The sequence below is a fragment of the Acutalibacter intestini genome (genome assembly GCF_034334985.1).
GTDB lineage: Bacteria > Bacillota > Clostridia > Oscillospirales > Acutalibacteraceae > Acutalibacter > Acutalibacter intestini.
This window is the reverse complement of the sequence record NZ_JAWXXL010000029.1, coordinates 24,308-43,523: the sequence shown is the minus strand read 5'-3', so window position 1 is coordinate 43,523 and position 19,216 is coordinate 24,308. Positions and strand designations below refer to the sequence as shown.

The window sequence follows — 19,216 nt, the reverse complement described above, 5'->3', positions numbered from 1 at the left end:
AGCGTTTCACAAGCTGGATAAACTGGTCTGTTTTCAGCTTATCAGCGTTCCAGCTTTCAATCTGCCTTTGCCATTCCGCTATGGACGTTTCAAGCCCGGTCTGTTCCTCGTCATATTCATTCAATAGCCGGGTAAAATGCCTGTCGGGTATCTTGCCCGTGGCGTTGCCCTCAGATAAACTTTGTCAAGGGTGTTTTAGAAAAAATAGAATTATCACCAAAGGGCGAATGGTTCTAAAGCTGTTGTCAAGGGGGAATGGAGATTTTGGCCTTGTCCTCTTGTTTCAAATTTCAGTTGTGCATGAGAGGCCCCCCTCGAACTTGAATTCGACTTCAACCATAAAAATCTTGACGGTTTTTCCGGGATGGATTATACTTATCTTTAAGGAGTCCCTGAATTGGACGATTCCGAAATGAATGGATTTTGTACACATCAGAAACTGTGTAGAGGAGGTTTGCCTATGTCTCAGATCACAAAACGAGCCTTGGCCTCGTCGCTAAAGCTTCTGTTGCTTCAGAAGCCGCTAAATAAGATTACTATCAACGACATTGCCGAGAAATGCGGCGTCAGCCGCATGACCTTCTACTACCATTTCAAAGACGTCTATGACTTGGTGGAATGGACCTGTGAGGAGGATGTCGCCCGAGCACTGGATGGAAAAAAGACCTACGATACCTGGCAGGCAGGTTTCCTCAATATTTTCCGTGCGGTAGAGGACAACAAGCCCTTCGTCCTGAGTGTCTATCGTTCTGTGGGCCGGGAGCGGGTTGAGCAATACCTGAATCCGCTGGTTCACAATCTGATTTTGGACGTGGTGGAGGAAAAGTCATCTGGGATGGCAATCAGTGAGTCGGACAAGAAATTTATAGCAAAATTTTATGAGTACGCCTTTATCGGGATTATGCTGGAATGGATTGACAACGGCATGAAAGAGGATGCTGCGGCCATCGTGGAACGAACCAGTCAACTGGTTCACGGAAATGTGATTCGTGCGCTGAATACGTTCCGTGTTGACAAGCCCTTACATTCTGGGGGAAATGTCTAAAATATTATCGATTGAGCCACCATGATAAAAATTTTATCATGGTGGTTTTTTTGTGCATTGTGAAATGGCGCGATGTGCCTTATCATAAGCTCATCAAACAAATGAGCCGTAGAAAACGGCTCGGGAAAGGATGTTATATATGTATTATTCCAGTGGTAACTATGAGGCTTTCGCTCGGCCTCGCAAGCCCGAGGGTGTCGATCACAAGTCGGCCTACATCATTGGTACCGGCTTAGCGGCTCTAACCGCCGCTTGCTATCTGGTGCGGGATGGTCAGATGAAGGGCGAGCACATCCACATCTTCGAGAAGGACCCCATCCCTGGCGGTGCCTGCGACGGCTGGAAGTTCGAGAACGTGGGCTACGTCATGCGGGGCGGTCGGGAGATGGACAACCATTTCGAGGTCATGTGGGACCTGTACCGCTCTATCCCCTCTATTGAAACCGAGGGTGTCAGCGTTCTGGATGAGTATTACTGGCTGAACAAGGAAGACCCCAACTACTCCCTCTGTCGGGCCACCGTGAACCGGGGCCAGGATGCCCACACGGACGGCAAGTTTGATGTTTCTGATAAAGCGGCCATGCAGATTATGCGCCTGTTCTTTACCTCGGATGAGGAACTGTACGACAAACGCATCACCGACTACTTCGATGACGAAGTGCTGAACTCCAACTTCTGGCTCTACTGGCGCACCATGTTTGCCTTCGAGAATTGGCACAGTGCTCTGGAGATGAAGCGGTACATCAAGCGCTTCATCCACCATGTGGGCGGTCTGCCTGATTTCAAAGCGTTGCGCTTCACCCGCTATAACCAGTACGAGTCCATGATCCTGCCCATGGTAAGGTATCTGGAGGTCCACGGCGTTCAGTTCCATTACAACACCAAGGTTGTCAACGTAGAATTCGACATTCAGCCAAATAAAAAGCTGGCCAAACGTATTGAGTTGCTGCGAGAGGGCATCCAGGAGTTTGTAGACTTTACCGAGGACGATCTGGTGTTCATCACCAATGGCGGCTGTGTGGAGAACTCCACTATGGGTTCCCAGAACGAGCCTGCGGCCTACAACACCGAGATTAAACCCGGCGGCGGCTGGGATATGTGGCGGAGGATTGCTGCCCAGGACCCCGCTTTCGGTAACCCGGACAAGTTCTGCTATGACCCGGAGCAGACCAATTGGATGAGCGCCACAGTGGAGACGCTGGATCAGAGGATCATCCCTTATATCAAGAATATCTGTAAGCGGGACCCCTTCACCGGCAAGGTGGTCACCGGCGGCATCGTCACTGTAAAGGACTCCTCCTGGCTGCTCAGTTGGACCATCAACCGCCAGCCACAGTTCCGGGAGCAGCCCAAGGATCACTGCTTGGTGTGGGTATACTCCCTGTTCTCCAACGTGCCCGGCGACTATGTAAAGAAGCCCATGCGAGACTGTACCGGCAAGGAGATCTGTATGGAGTGGCTCTATCATCTGGGCGTGCCCGAGGATCAGATCGAGGAGCTGGCCGAGCACAGTGCCAACACAGTCCCCGTGATGATGCCTTACATTGACGCTTTCTTCATGCCCCGCAACGATACCGACCGGCCCAAGGTAGTGCCTGATGGCGCAGTAAATTTCGCCTTCCTGGGCCAGTTCGCTGAGACAGCCCGCGACACCATTTTTACCACCGAGTATTCTATGCGTACTGGCATGGAGGCGGTTTACACGCTGCTCAACGTGGACCGAGGTGTCCCCGAAGTGTGGGGCAGCACCTATGACATCCGTGACTTGCTGGACGCATCCGTCAAGCTCCGGGATGGAAAACCCCTGACAGATATGAGCCTGAACCTCATTGAAAAATTTGCCCTGCGCAAGGTCCTCGACAAGGCACAAGGTACGGACATCGAAAAGCTGCTGAAGGCTTACAATGTCATTTGATTTGCGAACCGGCGTCAGCAATGACTGGCACCGGTTCCCATCTCAGCGTTCAGAAACAGAAAAATATTGACGATTCGTTCATGTAAAAAGGGAGGGAGTAAGCGTCATGAAACGATTTATTTGCGGCCTCTTCGCCACCATCGGACTGTTGTGTGTCCTGTTTTCCGGACCGATCACAACGGTTCTGCCCTACATCCTAGGTGGTACGATGACGGCGGTGGGAATTGCGTATGGGATTGTCTATTTCCGCAATAGCGAAAATCGGGCTGGGCGCGCTTCCGAACTATCCAGCGGACTGGTTTTGTTTGTGGTGGGTGCGCTCTGTATCGTCCATGGAGTGGATTCTATCGGCGCTATGGGTACTACCTGGGCGATTTTTGGACTGCTGAAAGCATCCAGTTCCCTGACCAGAGCGATTCAAAATAGCGGCAGGGGTTTAGCATTTTACACGGCGGTTATTGAATTTCTGGTTCGTCTCACGTTTTCTGTCATGCTACTGTTTTATCCTGTGGAGAAATTCCAGATACATATCGTTCTTCTTGGACTGGAGTTGATTGCGATTAGTTTTCGGCTCACAAAGCGGATTACTCCTGCGCTGGATGTTGAATTGTAGCCATCAAAGCGCATGTTTGCTCAGGCGAAACATATTTTTGATTATGGCTGTGTGCGGAGTAGCGGCAAGCAATGCCCCGGTATATACCCGGCGCGTGCTTGTTGGTGGCTGACCGCCCCCAAACCCCTGTAAAACCGGGCGCAAGTGCGCCCGGTTTTTTAAGCCGCCTTCGGCGTCTGCTGTTACCCGCAGGGAAAGGAAAAATCATCATCGCGCTCCCTGCTGGCGGTCACGATTTTTCTCTTTCTCCGTCACGCCCAAAATCCGCTCCACGTTGTTTTTGGCGGTGAGCAACTCTATCATTTTTGCCTTGGCCTGCTTGTACTCTGGATACCGCTTTCTGTTCTCAGTCTTCAACATGGCATACTCCTGTTTCAGCGATTGCATGGATGGCAGTTTCTTCAAACCGAGAGAATCAAAGTACCGCTTCGCCGCTTGACAGGCCGTGATTTCGCTGCTATGCTGTTCATAAAATTTCTCCCGTTTCCTGCCCGTCAATTTCCGATACTGCGCGTAAATTTCCCTCGTCTTTCCATAAGCGCCGATGTGCTTTTGCAGTTCGGAGATGTCCTTCATTCTTGCGCTGGCGGCTTTCGACTGGTCGGATAAATCGTTGAATTTTTGCACCGCCGCATCACAGACTTTCTCCAATTCGCCAAGGTCTGTCAGCCCTTTTTCCTGCAAGTAGATAACCGTCTTTGCCATCTCTTTGAGATTGAAAATTTTCGCCCACCGCTCGAATCCGGGAGAGTTGGCCTGCAGCATTTTCGCTTGAATATCAATCAGCAAATTGGGCCTGGATTGTACCGCAGCTTTCGCTTTGGGAACGATAATCCGCTTGCCGGAAATGCGCTCCATAATCGCCGTTTCAGAGTAATCCGCGCCGAGGGAATTACAGCGGACGAACCTCTTGCCATTTTGAATCTTGAACGCAAGGTGCTTGCCCCGCTTCACCTCCGCTCCTGCCGTTTTCATAGCGGCGAGGAAGCTGTCAAAATCTTTACAGCCTTGACCGAGGGCGGTGTCGATGATCTGCTCCAACTGGCCCCGGACGGTAGGCGGTTTATCCTCTCCCAGCCAGGTGCCGTAGCTGCCCCGGCTGGGCTTCGGCTCCGCAATCACCGACAGGCCATTTTCCAGACACAGCATATCAGAGATTTTACGAATTGCGAACGAGGACCGCCAGAAGTTTCGGAATTTCCTGGTGCAGTCTATGGCGGTCGAGTTGAACACAATATGCGAGTGAATGTGATGCTTGTCCACATGGGTGCAGACGATAAAAGCGTGTTTCCCCTTGGTCAGCGACATAGCCAGATCATAGCCGATCTTATTCGCCAGTTCCGGCGTGATTTCCCCAGGCTTGAACGATTGCCGCAGGTGGTAGGCAATCACATCATTGTCCTTCCGTTCCCTGCCGGTAGTGGCGGCATACTGCCGCTTGGAAAATAGAAACTCCTGGTCAACGATAGACGGGTTACACTGGTAGGCCGTGACCAGATCGCCGCCATTGGTTTTCTCTGGATTCTCTACATAGTCCGTCACCCGGCCCAGGGCTTCGGCCACGGTCCGGCCCTTGCCGCTGTGCAGGGGCATCAAGCGCGTTGCTGCCATTTTCAAAACCTCCCCTCAAAAGAAAATGGCGGTGAGCGAAAAATCTTCGCCCACCACCAGACCGTTATTTGATTTTCGATAGCTGCTCCAAAATGCTGCCGAACAGACCGCTGGCCTCTGTCAGCTTGCCGCAGATTTCGTCCACTTCGTCGGGATAGACCCCGCCGCCAGAATTGACCCGGTGGGCAATCTGATTCACATTGTTGGAGGTATACCGCAGGAGTTTTGCGCACTCGTCCAGTTCCTTGATTTGCAGTTGGACAATGTAGCCGTCAATGCACATCTTCCGAATGTAGGCACTCATGTTGTGAACGCCCATCAGCGCCATTCTCTGTTCGATTAGGCCCCGTTCCTCGTCTGTAACTTTGAAATAGATACCGCGGCTCTTTTCTTTTGCCATACTCCCCCTTATCTCCGCTTCTGCCATACGAGGTCATAGCCGAGAGCGTCAGCCAATTCCACCGCCTCTTTATATCGCAGGGATTCACGGCGCAGCTTGTCGGAGAGATTGGGGACGCTGGGACTCCATCCGTACTGCTCCGCCAGCTTCTCCACAAGTTCGCTCATGGTAAATCCCTCTCGGACAATATAGGCTTTGATTTCGTTCCTGATATTCATAAAAATTGTACTCCTTCTCACAATTTTGTTCGCCCTCCGGCGTAGAATTTGAAAACGCTCCCAGCAAACCGGGCAGACTGTTCACCATGCCCAGGTCACAGGAGCGCACATCGAATTTCAGCGTTTAGCGTGAAGTCATGCGAAATGATGAATACCAGCAGGGAAAAACGTATTGCGTTCGCCGCCCAGCATTGTATGTTTCCGCGAAAAAGCGCCATACTGATGCCGTTCTATTCGCTGATTTCACATAGATTAAAATTTAGTGTGCAAAACGGGCGGCTTACCGAAGCAAGCCGCCCATATCTCAGGTGCTTTCCGTATTCTGCTGGGCCTCCAAAGCCTTCTGCCGCCGTTTCGCCATGTACCGCCTGTTGTACTCGGCTTTCTTTGCCCGCTTCTTCCGAAGCTGCTCCTGTTCCTCCAATTCTTCCGCAGTCGGTTCCGGGATAGGCACATCAAATTTGCCGATAAACTTCAGGTAAATGTCAACTTCCTGCGTCCGTTCGCCGGTAGACCTGTCCGCTTCATGGACAACGATCTTGTCCACAAACTCGTTAATCATCGGCGTGGTCAACTCGGAAAAATCGGTGTACTTCCTGGCAAGGGCCATAAACTGATCGACCTTTGCCGTATCCGCTTCAAAACTCTCCAAGTCCGCCTGTGCTTTCTGGATGGACGCTTCCAGCGTTTCCTGTTCCTGCTCGTATTCGGCAGACAGCACATCAAACCGCTTTTCGCTGATTTTGCCAATCGCATAGGATTCGTAAAGTTTCTTGACGATACCACCCAACTCTGCCGCCCGCTTCTGCTCCCGCCGCACACGTTGTTTCAGCGCCTTAACGGTTTCAGCCTGCCGGACCTCTGACGCGCTGCGAACCTTCTGAATAAACTCGGCCTCGTTCTTGATGGCGTAAGTGCTGGCGGAACGGATTGCCTCCAAGACCAACTCGCGTACAGCGGCAGTCCGAATGTAATGCTGCGAACAAGCGGTCTGAAAGCGGTCTCTGGCATGGTCATAGGTCGAGCAATAGTATTCATCTCGGTTTGATCTGCGTTTTCCGTTGGGTCTGCCCTGCCAGTCCCGCGCCCAGCCGCCAGCCCCCCGGTGGTTATACATCTTTGCGCCGCAGTCAGCGCAGAACATCAAGCCCGTCAGCGGATTAGCCTCTCCCAGCGTATCCGTCCGGCGCACGATCTTCCGCAGCTCCTGCGCCAGCTGCCATGTTCTTTCGTCTACGATGGCATCATGTGTGTTCTCGAAAATCACCCAATCCTCTTTTGCCGCCTTTTTAGCCCGCTTATCTTTATAGGATTCTTTGTAAGTGCGGAAGTTGACAGTGTGCCCCATATACTCCGGTTTTGTGAGCATATCAGAAATTGTGGTTCCCCGCCAGGTATAGCGTTCATCCGAATAGTCCCGGCTCTGGCAAGTCCCTTGGTTTCGCTGTCCCAGGTAGTAGGCGGGCCGTTCTACCTTTTCCGCTGTCAAAATGCGGGCGATCTGGTGAGGGCCGTTTCCCTCAATCGTAAGCTGGAAAATCCGGCGCACAACCGCCGCTTCCTCGTCAATCAGCCAGTGTCCAGGGTCGTCCGGGTCCTTGCGGTAGCCGTAAATGACGTTGTTCGTGGTGTGCTTGCCGCTCATGCCCTTGGCCCGGAGTACGGCGGTCACTTTCCGGCTGCAATCCCGAATATACCATTCGTTTATGACATTCAAAAAGGGGGCGAACTCCCCGCTGCTTTGTACGCTGCTGTCTATACCGTTGGAGATGGCGATAAACCGGACGCCCTTTTCCCGAAACATAACCTCGGTATAGAAGCCAGTTTGGAGATAATCACGCCCAATCCGGCTCATATCCTTGGCAATCACACAGCCGACCTTTCCGGCCTCAATGTCCGCAATCAGGCGTTTCCAGTCCGGGCGGTCGAAGCTGCCGCCCGACCAGCCGTCGTCTGTGTAATGGGCACAGTTACTGAACCCATGCTGGGCAGCATACGTTTCGAGCATCAGTTTTTGATGAACGATCGAGTTACTATCGCCCGCCGACATTTCATCGTCACGCGATAACCTCTCATAGAGGGCCGTGATCTTCTCTGTGTCCAACCGCTTTGTGTTCATAGCGAACTCCCTTCAAGCGGCTGGGTCATTTGTGGTATGTTCATTGTACCACAGTCCGCCGCATTTGTCACGGCCTCATGCTGAATTAAATGCAGAATTTTGTCGTTCATGGTTTCCTGGGCAGTATCGCTGAAATGTACCCGGAGTTTGTAGGTAGTGGAACCGATACGCCGGTAGATAGTGGCAGTTTTCGCCTCTGCTGGTTGAATTGTAGCTATATTTGCCTTCCTTTCTTGCGGTAGGCCGCAACCCGTGGTATGATGTTGGTGGGCGTTCCAGGCAAACGGAAAGCCAGCCCTCAGTTGCGTAATGTCGTTTGCAACCGAAAGCTGGCTTGATGTGCCTATGTAGTTTTGTCGTGAAAGGACGATGGTTTTCACAGCGTCCAAAGCATCCTCTCACTAATAGGAGGAAAACCGTGGGTAAAGCGGAACCATTTTCAAAAGATTTTTGAAATTTCCTTGGAGCGCCCCGGTTTGTTCGCCTATTTCTATTATACGGTGAAAATCGCCTGGACCACAAAAATATGGCGATAATGCAAGATTTGTCCATGCCGCTCAGAAAAATTGCAAAAATGCAAGATGGAATCAAACTGCGCCAAGCATGGTCTGGTCAGTAGTAAAATGCTGTTGACCAGAACCAAGAGTGCAAAATGCACACTTGGTCCTGGGTACAACGCGGCCGACAATTTGTCGGTGACGTTACGGACAAATTGTCCGTTTGGTTTTGGCCTGCGTCATTTTGCTGCTGACCACAAAATCAGAACGCCATTTGTTGTTCTGATTGGTGGCGGTCAAAATGTCCGGCACCAGCAGAGAGAGGTGATGGCATATTTCGCTGCCACCTCAACGGCAACGTGACGGAAATTTTGACCACAACGTTGGCAAAAATCAGAATTACATTTCTGATTTTCAGCGGAATTATTGTATTGGGCGAGGCATTACCACCTTTCTGGCTATATTCATTCACCACAAATGACCAGCCGCTATGTTATATTTGGGTAGCTTTTCTAAACTACCCTTTATAACATACATCCTCATACAGCTTTTTCACAAGCCCGTCAAGCTCTTTGTGCCGCTTCTGTGCCTTATTGATTTTCTGCTTACATTCCTTGACGGTCTTTTCTTGGTTCTGGTCGGACGCTTCCCGGACACGCTCTGTAAACTCTTTTTCATTGTGCCGTACATACCAGCTTACCCGCTGGATAACGGCAAGGATAGCGGCTTCAATCTTTGCCGTGGGGATATGGTGCATGGTGCAGTCATGAATTAAATGGCGGTAGCCGGAACAGATAAAAGCGTCCTCAATCCATTTCCCTTGCACAAGGGTATAGCGGTGTGTGAGTTTAGAGCCGCAGTCGGCGCAGTAGAGAAGCCCGGTCAAGCGGTTCGGGGCGTTCTGCCGCTTGGGGGCGCGGCGCACGGTTTCCCGTATCTTCTGTACGGTCTGCCATGTTTCCACGTCCACAATGGCGGGGATTGCGCCCTCGAAGATATACTGTTCCTCCGGCGCGGTCTTCCGGCTGCTCTTGGTCTTGTAGTTCTCGCATACGGTTTTCCCCAGTACCTTGCGCCCTGTGTATTCCGGGCGTTTCAGTATGTAGCCGATAGTGGTGGCTAACCATGCGTAGGGGTCGGCGTACTTTGCCGCCCGGACTGGCTCGCCTGTCCGTTTCCAATGCTCGGACGGGATAGGGATTTTCTCGGTGCGGAGTGCCTTTGCTATGCTGGCTATGGTTTCCCCGGCAAGGACGCTCTGGAAGATACGGCGCACAACGGCGGCGGCTTCCTCGTCAATCACCCATTCGCCTTTTTCCTCTTTGGAAGCGTGGTAGCCATAGCAGACACTGCCAGAGCAGCGCAAGCCCTTTTCCATTCTGGACTTGAAAACAGCTTTGATTTTGCGGCTGGTGTCGGCAACGTACCACTCGTTTATCACGTCACGGAAGATAGACATAATATCAAAGCCGTTGGCGGTGTCAAGGTTGTCATTGGCGGCGATAAAACGCACATGGTACTCGTCAAAGGTGCGCTTTAATAGCCCCACTTCAACCACGTCACGCCCGATTCGGCTCTGGTCTTTGATGATAACCGTTGCCACGTTCCCCGCCCGGATTTCGTCTAACATAGCGTCCAGCCCCGGACGCTTGAACGTAGTTCCACGGATTCCGTCATCGGTAAAGTGCCGGATATTGGTAAAGCCGTTTTTTCTTGCATAAGCGGCGCTGTGAGGAACTGGACACCATCATCAGGAAGTTGTACGAATCCTACGCGGTGGGGCGCATCGGCGAGGAACGCTTCGACACCCTTCTTACCGGGTATGAGCAGGAGCAGACTGCACTCCGACAGTCTGTCACGGAGGCGGAAGCGGCTCTGGACAGCTTCGAGCAAGACACCGCCAATGTGGAACGCTTCCTTGCCCTGGCAAAGAAGTACACGGATTTCTCGGAGCTGACTACGCCGATGATTAACGAATTTATTGAGAAGATTATCGTCCACGCCCCGGAAAAGATAGACGGTGACCGGACGCAGGAAGTGGACATCTATCTGAAATTCATCGGACGGTTTGACCTCCCCGCCCCAGAACTGACGCCGGAGGAAGAAAAGCGGCAGGCTTCTCTGCACCGGCATCGGGTCAAGAGCCGGGAACGCTATCAGAAGATCAAGGCCGGAGAACACGCGGTCGGCCAGCCGTTCAAGCTGATCTGCAAATGCTGTGGGGAAGAATTTGAATCCACGCGGTCGAACACTCTGTTCTGCGGCCCGAGCTGCCGAGCGAAATTCTACCGGCAGGAGGCGGCGGAAAGCAGAAAGCGGGAATGTGTCTGCGAGAACTGCGGGAAAGTGTTCACCACAACCAGAAGCGATGTGAAATACTGCTGTGAGGCTTGCCAAAGGAAAGCGCACAGCAAAATGCGGTATCGGCAGAAGCGGGCGGAGGACCAGAGCGCAGAAATCGTATAAATATGGTATGGGGCGGGTAGATATTTTTGGCCCGCCCCGTTCCGTGAAAGGAGGGACAAATCCCATGTGGAACTGTGACTGGGAATATGAAAATCAGGACACGCTGAAACAATGGTATGAAGAAAAACTCGCCGGGATAAGGCCGTACTCGTCTGTGCGGAAAATCATCTGTAAGGGTTGCGGACGGGATTTCTACACGTTGATCGAAAGCAAGAAATATTGCTATTATGGGCTGTGCGGCAACCGGGGATATCAGAAGGATTTGAAGCAGCGGAGATTGGAAAAGCGTCAAAACCGTATCTGCAAGGGCTGTGGAAAAACCTTCACCCCCAAACGGTCGGATGCGGTCTACTGCTGTAATGCCTGCCGCCAGCGGGCGTATCGCCAAAGCGTTACGGATAAGGTATGTGGTCAAATTGACCCTTTACCTCAACTGTAACGCAAATCAGTGGATTAGCGGTGCGGACAGAATATGACACCACCACTATCTGTAACGGGAATACGGAATATGCGCCGGACATGGGTATTCGCCTCCCGTGTCCGGCCATTTTTTGAAAATCTGATTTGTGGTACAATGCCGAAAATCAAAAACGGTTGATTTATTTGCGATAGGAGGAAGCAAAAAGCAATGAGTAAACGGACCGAGGAATTGAAAATCCGCATCTCGCCGGAGGACAAGGAGCGGATAAAACTCAAAATGGAGGACGCCGGAATTCTGACTATGAGCGCCTATGTCCGCAAGATGGCGCTGGACGGAATTTGTATCAGGCTGGACCTGAAGGATGTGCGCCAGCTTACTGTCATGCTCCGGCGATGCTCCGATAATCTGAACCAGTACGCTAAACGGGCGAACGAAACCGGGAGCATCTATGCGGCGGACATTGAAGATTTACAGAACCGCCTGGACGAGATTTGGGAATTGTCCAGACAGTTGCTTGCGAGCCTTGCCGCTATCCGATAGCGGGCAGAGGTGCAGGCCAGCCTCGTTTTTTCCTTTTCCGGCAAGGCCGTGTCTGCCGCTTCTCCGGCTCTCCAAGGGGCGCAAGCCCCGCCTGTTCCTGCACCGCAGGGACAACAGCGTTCGTGAAACGAACGCGCAGCCAGCCCCGGCTACGGGGCTGATCAAAGGGTTTGGGGTACGGCCCCAACGAGCAGAAACTGCGATTTCCGGCATCGCCGGGAACCGCAGTTTCGAGCCTTTGTGGGAACAAAGGCACTGCTTGCCAAGTAGCACCCCCCCATCAAACGTGCCAACTCATATCAAAATGGCAAAAGTCGGCCTTGCAATTCAATTATATTTTTGTCAGCGAAGTCATAACTATTGTAAATAGACGCAATTATAATTTGGTGTTCAGTATAATCCTCCGCCAGGATAGCCATCATCTCATTCACATTTTCCTCACTTACCTCACGCCCACTTGGTGAATCCAGAATAATTGGTAGGCATACCCCCGTGTGATTTCGAATTAAAGCTACATACGATATTTTGAAAGCAAATACAACCTTATGAAATATTGCCCCAGACAACGACTTGAGGTCGTTTGTAAAAATATAATCATTTCGCGCACTTACATACTTTTCATCCAAGCCAAGGCGGGTAGCATATCGTGAAATAAGGCTATGCAACTCGGCGACAAGAGGATTATTTTGTTTTACGCTTGTAATTACCTGTTCCTCTAAGGTTTTCCGTTCTTTTTCCAGCTTAGCAATGATCCTCTGTGTAGCCAAAGCATCAATGTCCATCTTTGAGATTTCACTATCAAATTGCTCTAAGCTACTTTTTACATTAAACAGCATCGAATCCCTGTCTTGCTTGGCTCTTAGCTGATGTATTTTCCGATCAATAACCGCAAGTTGCTCACAAATAATCTTCTGCTTTGCAACAAGAAGGAGGGTCGTATCAGCATAGCCAACTAAAGTATCTTTATTGACCGGGATTTCAGTGCCATCCGGCGTCTTTACCCGAAGCCTAAAAGAAGTAATGTATTTTTCAAAACTATTGTTTTTTCTAACTACGCTCTTTATGCGGCAGAGTTCTTCTTCAAGCGGTTTTCTCTCGCAGTAAAGCACTTCTAAGGCCGTGTCGATTTCATCAGCCGGAGAATCAGAATAGACCGCCTCTCCCAGTTTATTTATCTCAGCTTTATATTTGGCAACATCGAGCATATGTCTATATTTCCGAAGTTCTCGTTTGACTGTGGCAAGTCTTTGAGATAATTCATCATTTGATTTTTCGGACAATCCCCTAAGCAACGACTCAAGTGAAAAACGGATATTGCCAATAGCTTTTCCGCGATTTAACAGAGTCCATCCTTTTTCCTGGTCAACATAAAAAGCGCCCAGTAAATTTTCAACCACCTCAGAATTTTCAATACCAAAAATCAAGGTGTGTATTTCATTCTGCTCAGTAGGGAGGGAATATCCCTTTTCTGTTCCATCACAAGTGATTTCGATGTAGTCACGATTTCTGGTTAAGACAAACTCACTTTCAGCCACACCTATAACTGTAAGAATCGTCTCATAGTCGGAAAATCGAATGCCGCGGGTATTGGGTATCGGGTAGCCCAGGGCATACATAAGCATTCTCAGCAGAGTAGTCTTGCCAACGCTGTTTTCTTTGCTGAAAACAATATTTACTCCTGGGGTGAAGGTAAATATCTTTTGATTATCGCCTAAAAATGTCTGCTGCATGGAATTGACCTGCAATGAAACTATTCTCATAATTTCACCTTGCCTTTTATCCCGGCAATTACCCTGCGATTTTTGAGAACGTTTGAAATCGTAATTTGGATTACCATTTCTTCTGTGATAGCGTCTGCACCTTTCAAATCGAAATCGCTTTTGTACTGTTCCCACCTTTCGGATACAAAACGGCTCATCCGCTCTTTTGATTTCAGAGCAGGGAGGAAATCATTAAAATCACTGAGAACTTTTGAAACAAATTCAAATCGTTCGCTGTTGTTATTTATTACTGCCCTATACTTTTGAAGGATTTCCCTAACATCAGAAGGATCATAATCCTCTAATTCGGCATCTGTTTCACGGACTTCACACAGAATGGCAATAATAGGCCATATCATACTTTCCTTTGTTATTGTGGAAGTCCTCTGGGATGCATTTACCCTAAAAGAGTTTTGCCACAATGACAACATTTGACCTGTGGATACTTTACTGGCATCAAGGTCATTGAGAAATTCCATAGTCAACGATTGCAGCACCTTATATCGCTCGTCCTCGGATTCACCATGAAATTGCATCACACAAACTGTCAACATAGATGTATCAATACTATATCCATTTTTTGAGCAAATATCAGTTATCGACTTCTGGCAGCTTGTTGGTAACTCAGAAAATGGAGCCATATTAAGGGGACTGCTAAATTTATGCATCGTCCGTATGTTGTTAAAGGGATTGGGTGAATTCGTCACAAAGACAAGTTGCTCAACATCGGTTATCTTAGATGCCGCATTCAATGTCCGTAGACTGGCCTCCAAGTTTCTTTTCACATGACTAAAATCATCAGGCTTCTCGACCGATTTCGCTTGTGCCATCAGAATCTTTCCATTTGAAAATGTAATTTCAACATCCTCTGTTTCGCCTTCAACTTTGACTTTGGAAGCACTTTCAATATTTTTAAGCATCAGCATAATTGCCGCATTACTCTGAAATTCCCAGCCAAAGGCGGAAGCAGTTGCATTTGATGATTTTGGCATTGGCACATCCATCTCCCTTGTCCCCAACTTCTCCTCTTGTTTCACCAGCTTAGTCGATGCCAGTATCGGCTTTTACATATATACCTTATTTCTTCTCAACCGTTACCATTAGACGCCGCAATTATTTCGTCAATCTTGAACATTAACATACTGGCGAAAATCATTCGCCGCATAGAATCATCTTTCTCAAGCTCAATATTCTCGTGAGATTTGGGATTTCGCAACGCTGCCATAGCCCCGGCGAACAGGAAACGAGTACCCAAGTGGATGTCTTTTCCTGTTTGAGTAGTCCGATCTCCCGCCTCAAGTACTGGGTCATTATCGGCAAAAACCTTGTTCATAAGCGCCTGCCCATCAGGAACATTTTCGGAATCTGGATACGCTGTGCGATACAGTTCCTTAAGGCGAGAATTTATTTCAATGAATGCATTGCAGGCGGCTTCGGCGTAACTTCCATCTCTATACAATTTTTCAGAAACTCGCTGAATATTAGGGTGTAGTAAACGGCACAGCCCCATACTATTTGCTTGGTTTGTAGCGAGTATTTGTCCTTTAACAAAGTCCACAGCTTCAATTGTCTGCCCGTATACAATCAGATTGATATAAAAGCGCTGATATGGCAGTTCAGTAAAAAGAGCATTTTTCAAATCGTCGAGATGGTTACTGATGAGAGGATTTATCCCTGAAATCTGTTGAGCCACACTTGCAATTCCCTCTCGGACATCAAGGACAGTCTTGAAGGGAATAGGTTGGTTAGCATTGTAGCAAGACAGTGACTGCAATTGAATAGATAGCTCGTTCACTTTTGTACTGTTCATTTTTTCTCCATCGGCTTGATCATCATTTTGGGTATCAGCCAGTTTTTATTTTTTGCGAAGTTCAACTAATAATTGAATTCAATCCCAGTCACTACGGAATTAAAGTCACAGAAAGGTAGCGCCTCAAAGTAATCCGTCCGAAGTCCAATGTCAAGCACATACATGAAAGCTGCAAAATCGTAGATGACTGCCTCGCCTTTGTTTGCCATAATATTCTTTCGTATACTCTCCGTCTTGGCAATAAGACAGGTATACTGATACTGCTTATCAATGATTTGAGTATTTCCGTTCGGATGCGCTTTCTGCAAATGTTGTCCGCTGGTCAAAGCGATAAGATTCTCAATGTAATCAGCGATTTCTTCAAACTCATTCTGGGGAAAAATGTGATGCATATGAGTGGCCAGTTCCCCAACAGAAAAACGATCTAAAACTTCCGACATACCTTCACGATGGGCATCGTTAAACTTTCGGAGATATTTCATTGCTCTACTAATGCGGTACTGATACATCTGCTCTGTCTTTGGTTGCGGGTTGAAATCACCACGAGCGACATTCTTGTCCTTACCTACGGCATCATCTCTCCAATTGGTCTGGTTATACATGATTTTGTCGTAAGTAATCATTGACCGGGAAAGACGTCCTTTTTCCACGCCCTTCTTGTGCAATTTACAGGCAAGAGGATTCAACACCTTGATAAAAATTCGGTTTGCCTCTATCGCTGTGTTGATTGGTGTGTATTTAATGCAAAAATCAGAAAACATGGTCTTAAGTTCCTGCAAGGATGCTTTTGTTTGCAATTCAAAAAAGGTTTCGAAGCCATCCCACAAGCCGCTATTCTTAAGCGTCCTTTCAATATAAAGGCAGAGGAACTCAAAAGAATTACGCTCACGGAGAGCAATGTACTCCAATACATCCATGTTCTCTACGCTGAACTGAATAGTATTACGTACCACACCATCCTCGCGCAAAACCCCAGCCGCTGCAAGCATCTTCATCGGCTGACGGAAGAATTTGTTGTACTCATCAAGTGTTGTCCTTATGGTCGGATCAGGTTTACCAAACAGGTGCTGTACATTTTCTATTGCGTATTTGGAATGCCAGATGTCCGGCGACTGGAACGGCTGCTTACCTCCGTTCTGAATGTAGTCCACGATGCAGTCTGCCACAAAGCAAACTGCATCCAAGGCGCACTTTTGGTCGATCCAGCGGCCGTTTCCAGTTTTACGGATGTCATAATCATGCTCATCCAGAAATTTCTGTAAAATATTACTTGTCATTCTCTTTTAACACCCCGTAAAAAAACACACTCGTCTTATCTACATTGATTGACTGTGTTGACAGGTTTCTCGCAATGCCGTAGAACCTTCTATATTCCTCTGTGGAGAAATACGCTCTCTGCCTCTTAGTGAGCCGCAACGGTTTCTTTGGAATTAGAACCGCAACCGATCCATCCGGGATAATTCCAGGAAGATTCTCAATAACCCGTGGATTATAGGTCATGTTCGGTGTAAGATAAACGCTGCTATCATCCACATACTGATATGCAGAAAGAGTAACGGCTATTTCTTCTGGTAAATAAACATCATAGCCAGGAATATGGGTAATACCTTGTCCGTCATCATCAATATTTTTTGCTTTAATTACCCATAGGGAAGGGCCTACTCGCTCCGAACTTGTAATTGACTTCGTAATCTGCCTGTCCCGGAACACGGAGAACACATTAAAAATTAACTTGTCCGCTACTGCATCGAAATCCTCATCTCGATAAATTATAAAGTATGGAAATCTCTTATCTGTCAAGTAAGACTGCTCCCGAACAGATTTGCGATTGAACTTCATGCTGTAGACTGATGTTTCTCTTGGCTTCATCTTTGGGTATACGATAAGGCACATGGTTTCAATAGATACTCCTGTGAAACCGTAACGGCCGAAGTCAATGATGGTCTCAATTCGCATCTGCCGTAAAAGGTTCCTCGTATCCTCAAATTCTTCTGTACTGAGTAGGGTCTTATTCAGCACCAATGCAACGCAGTCACTGCAGCGGATACATTTTTCCAGAAACATCTCTGAGAGATTATTTGTAACATGATTTGCATTTGATGCAAGACTTAACTCGATTTCTGGCGTTCTTTCTTTCAGTTTGGAGAAGGGAGGATTCCCGACCGCCAGGTCATATCGGTGTATTGTACGGTAAGTGAGAAAATCCTGACATATCCGATTAATTGTAAAGTTCTGCGGTATGTCAAGTTTCTCCAGCATGATGTCAAAGGTTTCGATGCTATCTGGGTCAATATCGACCACATCTAAAATGACATGGGGGACATTTTCATATCGCCTAAAGAGGAAAGGAATGAAACTACCCGCACCCACAGACGGTTCCAATATCCGTATCTCATCCTTGCTAAATGTTGGTAAACTACCCATGATTTCATTCACGATGAATTTGTTGGTGTAAAATGCGGCATTCTTCTCCCTGCGGGCGTTACAAAGTTCTGTAATCCGCATGAGTGATGCCACATCTAACTCCATAGGATTATCTCTTAAAAAAGCACGCAGATTTTCCCGGTTGTCCAAGTGATAATCCGCAATGATCCTGTTGATTTCGATAGACTCACACCTTTTCTGCGCCAACTTGTTGCGAATAGCCGCAGCGAGTTGGCGCATGATTTCAGTTGGAACAGCCTCACCCAAGCATTGGCGAATGTTCATTTCATGGCTTTTATAGACATCCAGTTTTTCCTCATTTGAAAGCGCATTCAATTCTTCGAGGCTCATGTCCACCCATCGAAAATCGTCTGGAATTGTCATCATTGCCATGAGTTCCCGGATACTATAAACTCTGTCCTGCTCGGGGTGAATCGTATTCTGTGCCGCCAATTGGTCGTTGCGGGTATGTACACACTGAATGAAACGATCCCAAGGTTGTCTTGTGTATTTATCTCGGTTTTTCCTGATGTTTTCGACAATCTGGCCGTTGACTACTCTGTGTGGCCGCTTTTCAGGAGAATCGTTGTCAAATGCGGATTCACCCTCTTTTAAGTCGTGAATCCACTCCCGCATCTCAGACTTATATGTGCGGAACGCATGGTAAAAATCGTCAACGTAAATCTCTCCCCACTCAAGTCTTGGAAAATCATAAATTACTTCCCGTAACGTCTTTTCTGGCCTGAACTCTGGATAAAGATCATATGGAGTGATGTTATTCCGATACGCCTTATCGACACCAATCATCAGTGTCCTCGTTCGAGAGGAATTTGAGCCATAATTCATAAAGTTCAAAATACGCCCAGAAATAACATAGTCTTTTCCAAGAACCTCTCTGACATACTCTCCGATTGGAACAGTCCGTCCATCTGGAGTAATGCAAAGTGTCTTTTGGAAAGCCATGACATTCTCAAAAATGAAAAATCTCGGATTAATCTGACGGATAATCTCAACAGACTCAACTACGAGGCTATTTCTATTTATTTCCTTGTCATTCTTTTTGTGGTTAATGACGCTGATACCCTGGCAGGGCGGCGTAGCAATAATGACATCTACACGATCATTTCCTTTATGCTTCCATTTACGAATTTCAGAGTAAATTCGTTGTTTAATCACATCTGATGTAATATCACCAACAATATAGCCAGAATCGTACTCGCATTTATGGTTGCAACGTTGTACTTGCATCCGCCGTTCAATGATTTCATTAGTAGCAATACAACGGTATCCTTCCATTTGAAAACCGTGACAGCCAACACCAGCCGAACTAAACAGCGTCACATACGTCATACTCTTATCTTTTAACATGAGGTTCCT

The 19,216-nt window shown here is 48.2% G+C and carries 18 protein-coding genes; 6 read left to right on the top strand and 12 right to left on the bottom strand.

Annotated features, from left to right (window positions below; translation table 11 throughout):
- Positions 1-460 precede the first annotated feature (460 nt).
- The 3 genes from U8U68_RS16545 (at position 461) to U8U68_RS16535 (ending at position 3,573) form a co-directional block, all read left to right on the top strand.
- Complete coding sequence (locus U8U68_RS16545) at positions 461-1,045, top strand: TetR/AcrR family transcriptional regulator (protein ID WP_160580165.1); 585 nt, start codon at positions 461-463, stop codon at positions 1,043-1,045.
- Between the two features lie 139 nt (positions 1,046-1,184).
- Positions 1,185-2,960 carry an oleate hydratase gene (locus tag U8U68_RS16540; RefSeq protein ID WP_160580164.1) on the top strand — a complete coding sequence of 592 codons (1,776 nt, stop codon included), beginning with the start codon at positions 1,185-1,187 and terminating at the stop codon, positions 2,958-2,960.
- 106 nt (positions 2,961-3,066) lie between these two features.
- Positions 3,067-3,573 carry a DUF308 domain-containing protein gene (locus U8U68_RS16535; protein WP_304597985.1) on the top strand — a complete coding sequence of 169 codons (507 nt, stop codon included), beginning with the start codon at positions 3,067-3,069 and terminating at the stop codon, positions 3,571-3,573.
- A gap of 207 nt (positions 3,574-3,780) precedes the next feature.
- Here U8U68_RS16535 and U8U68_RS16530 read toward each other — a convergent pair whose 3' ends face one another.
- From U8U68_RS16530 to U8U68_RS16500, 7 genes are all read right to left on the bottom strand, one after another.
- On the bottom strand, positions 3,781-5,184 hold the full coding sequence (locus tag U8U68_RS16530; RefSeq protein ID WP_322202754.1) for a relaxase/mobilization nuclease domain-containing protein: 1,404 nt from the start codon (positions 5,182-5,184) through the stop codon (positions 3,781-3,783).
- 64 nt (positions 5,185-5,248) lie between these two features.
- A complete protein-coding gene (locus tag U8U68_RS16525) occupies positions 5,249-5,584 on the bottom strand; it encodes a plasmid mobilization protein (RefSeq protein ID WP_322202751.1) in 336 nt (111 codons plus the stop codon).
- Between the two features lie 8 nt (positions 5,585-5,592).
- Positions 5,593-5,808, bottom strand: coding sequence for an LLM class flavin-dependent oxidoreductase (locus tag U8U68_RS16520; RefSeq protein ID WP_437124444.1), 216 nt, complete (start codon positions 5,806-5,808; stop codon positions 5,593-5,595).
- A 298-nt stretch (positions 5,809-6,106) separates the two neighbouring features.
- Entirely contained in the window at positions 6,107-7,921 is a 1,815-nt protein-coding gene (locus tag U8U68_RS16515; RefSeq protein ID WP_322202747.1) for a DUF4368 domain-containing protein, read from the bottom strand.
- On the bottom strand, positions 7,918-8,301 hold the full coding sequence (locus U8U68_RS16510; RefSeq protein ID WP_322202745.1) for a transposon-encoded TnpW family protein: 384 nt from the start codon (positions 8,299-8,301) through the stop codon (positions 7,918-7,920). Before U8U68_RS16510 ends, U8U68_RS16515 begins: the two co-directional genes overlap by 4 nt.
- Positions 8,302-8,680: 379 nt before the next feature.
- A complete protein-coding gene (locus U8U68_RS16505; protein WP_322202743.1) occupies positions 8,681-8,893 on the bottom strand; it encodes a hypothetical protein in 213 nt (70 codons plus the stop codon).
- 42 nt (positions 8,894-8,935) lie between these two features.
- Positions 8,936-10,087, bottom strand: a complete 1,152-nt coding sequence (locus U8U68_RS16500) for a recombinase family protein (RefSeq protein WP_322202759.1) — start codon at positions 10,085-10,087, stop codon at positions 8,936-8,938.
- A 44-nt stretch (positions 10,088-10,131) separates the two neighbouring features.
- On the opposite strand from U8U68_RS16500, the gene U8U68_RS16495 reads away from it, so the two are divergent.
- From U8U68_RS16495 to U8U68_RS16485, 3 genes are all read left to right on the top strand, one after another.
- Complete coding sequence (locus U8U68_RS16495) at positions 10,132-10,884, top strand: DUF4368 domain-containing protein (RefSeq protein ID WP_322202741.1); 753 nt, start codon at positions 10,132-10,134, stop codon at positions 10,882-10,884.
- A gap of 64 nt (positions 10,885-10,948) precedes the next feature.
- On the top strand, positions 10,949-11,323 hold the full coding sequence (locus U8U68_RS16490; RefSeq protein WP_322202739.1) for a hypothetical protein: 375 nt from the start codon (positions 10,949-10,951) through the stop codon (positions 11,321-11,323).
- A gap of 189 nt (positions 11,324-11,512) precedes the next feature.
- Positions 11,513-11,845, top strand: a complete 333-nt coding sequence (locus U8U68_RS16485; RefSeq protein ID WP_322202737.1) for a plasmid mobilization protein — start codon at positions 11,513-11,515, stop codon at positions 11,843-11,845.
- A 299-nt stretch (positions 11,846-12,144) separates the two neighbouring features.
- Here U8U68_RS16485 and U8U68_RS16480 read toward each other — a convergent pair whose 3' ends face one another.
- The 5 genes from U8U68_RS16480 to U8U68_RS16460 all read right to left on the bottom strand — a co-directional run bounded on the left by U8U68_RS16480 (position 12,145) and on the right by U8U68_RS16460 (position 19,207).
- On the bottom strand, positions 12,145-13,575 hold the full coding sequence (locus U8U68_RS16480) for an ATP-binding protein (RefSeq protein ID WP_322202735.1): 1,431 nt from the start codon (positions 13,573-13,575) through the stop codon (positions 12,145-12,147).
- A gap of 26 nt (positions 13,576-13,601) precedes the next feature.
- On the bottom strand, positions 13,602-14,609 hold the full coding sequence (locus U8U68_RS16475) for a hypothetical protein (protein ID WP_016315171.1): 1,008 nt from the start codon (positions 14,607-14,609) through the stop codon (positions 13,602-13,604).
- An 83-nt stretch (positions 14,610-14,692) separates the two neighbouring features.
- Complete coding sequence (locus U8U68_RS16470; protein WP_322202732.1) at positions 14,693-15,415, bottom strand: TIGR02391 family protein; 723 nt, start codon at positions 15,413-15,415, stop codon at positions 14,693-14,695.
- Positions 15,416-15,480: 65 nt separating this feature from the next.
- Positions 15,481-16,692: a restriction endonuclease gene (locus U8U68_RS16465; protein WP_322202729.1), complete on the bottom strand. Its 1,212-nt coding sequence runs from the start codon at positions 16,690-16,692 to the stop codon at positions 15,481-15,483.
- Positions 16,682-19,207, bottom strand: coding sequence for a DNA cytosine methyltransferase (locus U8U68_RS16460; RefSeq protein WP_322202727.1), 2,526 nt, complete (start codon positions 19,205-19,207; stop codon positions 16,682-16,684). Before U8U68_RS16460 ends, U8U68_RS16465 begins: the two co-directional genes overlap by 11 nt.
- Positions 19,208-19,216: the final 9 nt, after the last annotated feature.

Bases quoted from the DNA above. Each gene is read 5' to 3' on its own strand.
- U8U68_RS16545 (WP_160580165.1), top strand. From the start codon at position 461: ATGTCTCAGATCACAAAACGAGCCTTGGCCTCGTCGCTAAAGCTTCTG.
- U8U68_RS16540 (WP_160580164.1), top strand. From the start codon at position 1,185: ATGTATTATTCCAGTGGTAACTATGAGGCTTTCGCTCGGCCTCGCAAG.
- U8U68_RS16535 (WP_304597985.1), top strand. From the start codon at position 3,067: ATGAAACGATTTATTTGCGGCCTCTTCGCCACCATCGGACTGTTGTGT.
- U8U68_RS16530 (WP_322202754.1), bottom strand. From the start codon at position 5,184: ATGGCAGCAACGCGCTTGATGCCCCTGCACAGCGGCAAGGGCCGGACC.
- U8U68_RS16525 (WP_322202751.1), bottom strand. From the start codon at position 5,584: ATGGCAAAAGAAAAGAGCCGCGGTATCTATTTCAAAGTTACAGACGAG.
- U8U68_RS16515 (WP_322202747.1), bottom strand. From the start codon at position 7,921: ATGAACACAAAGCGGTTGGACACAGAGAAGATCACGGCCCTCTATGAG.
- U8U68_RS16490 (WP_322202739.1), top strand. From the start codon at position 10,949: ATGTGGAACTGTGACTGGGAATATGAAAATCAGGACACGCTGAAACAA.
- U8U68_RS16485 (WP_322202737.1), top strand. From the start codon at position 11,513: ATGAGTAAACGGACCGAGGAATTGAAAATCCGCATCTCGCCGGAGGAC.
- U8U68_RS16480 (WP_322202735.1), bottom strand. From the start codon at position 13,575: ATGCAGCAGACATTTTTAGGCGATAATCAAAAGATATTTACCTTCACC.
- U8U68_RS16475 (WP_016315171.1), bottom strand. From the start codon at position 14,609: ATGGATGTGCCAATGCCAAAATCATCAAATGCAACTGCTTCCGCCTTT.
- U8U68_RS16470 (WP_322202732.1), bottom strand. From the start codon at position 15,415: ATGAACAGTACAAAAGTGAACGAGCTATCTATTCAATTGCAGTCACTG.
- U8U68_RS16465 (WP_322202729.1), bottom strand. From the start codon at position 16,692: ATGACAAGTAATATTTTACAGAAATTTCTGGATGAGCATGATTATGAC.
- U8U68_RS16460 (WP_322202727.1), bottom strand. From the start codon at position 19,207: ATGTTAAAAGATAAGAGTATGACGTATGTGACGCTGTTTAGTTCGGCT.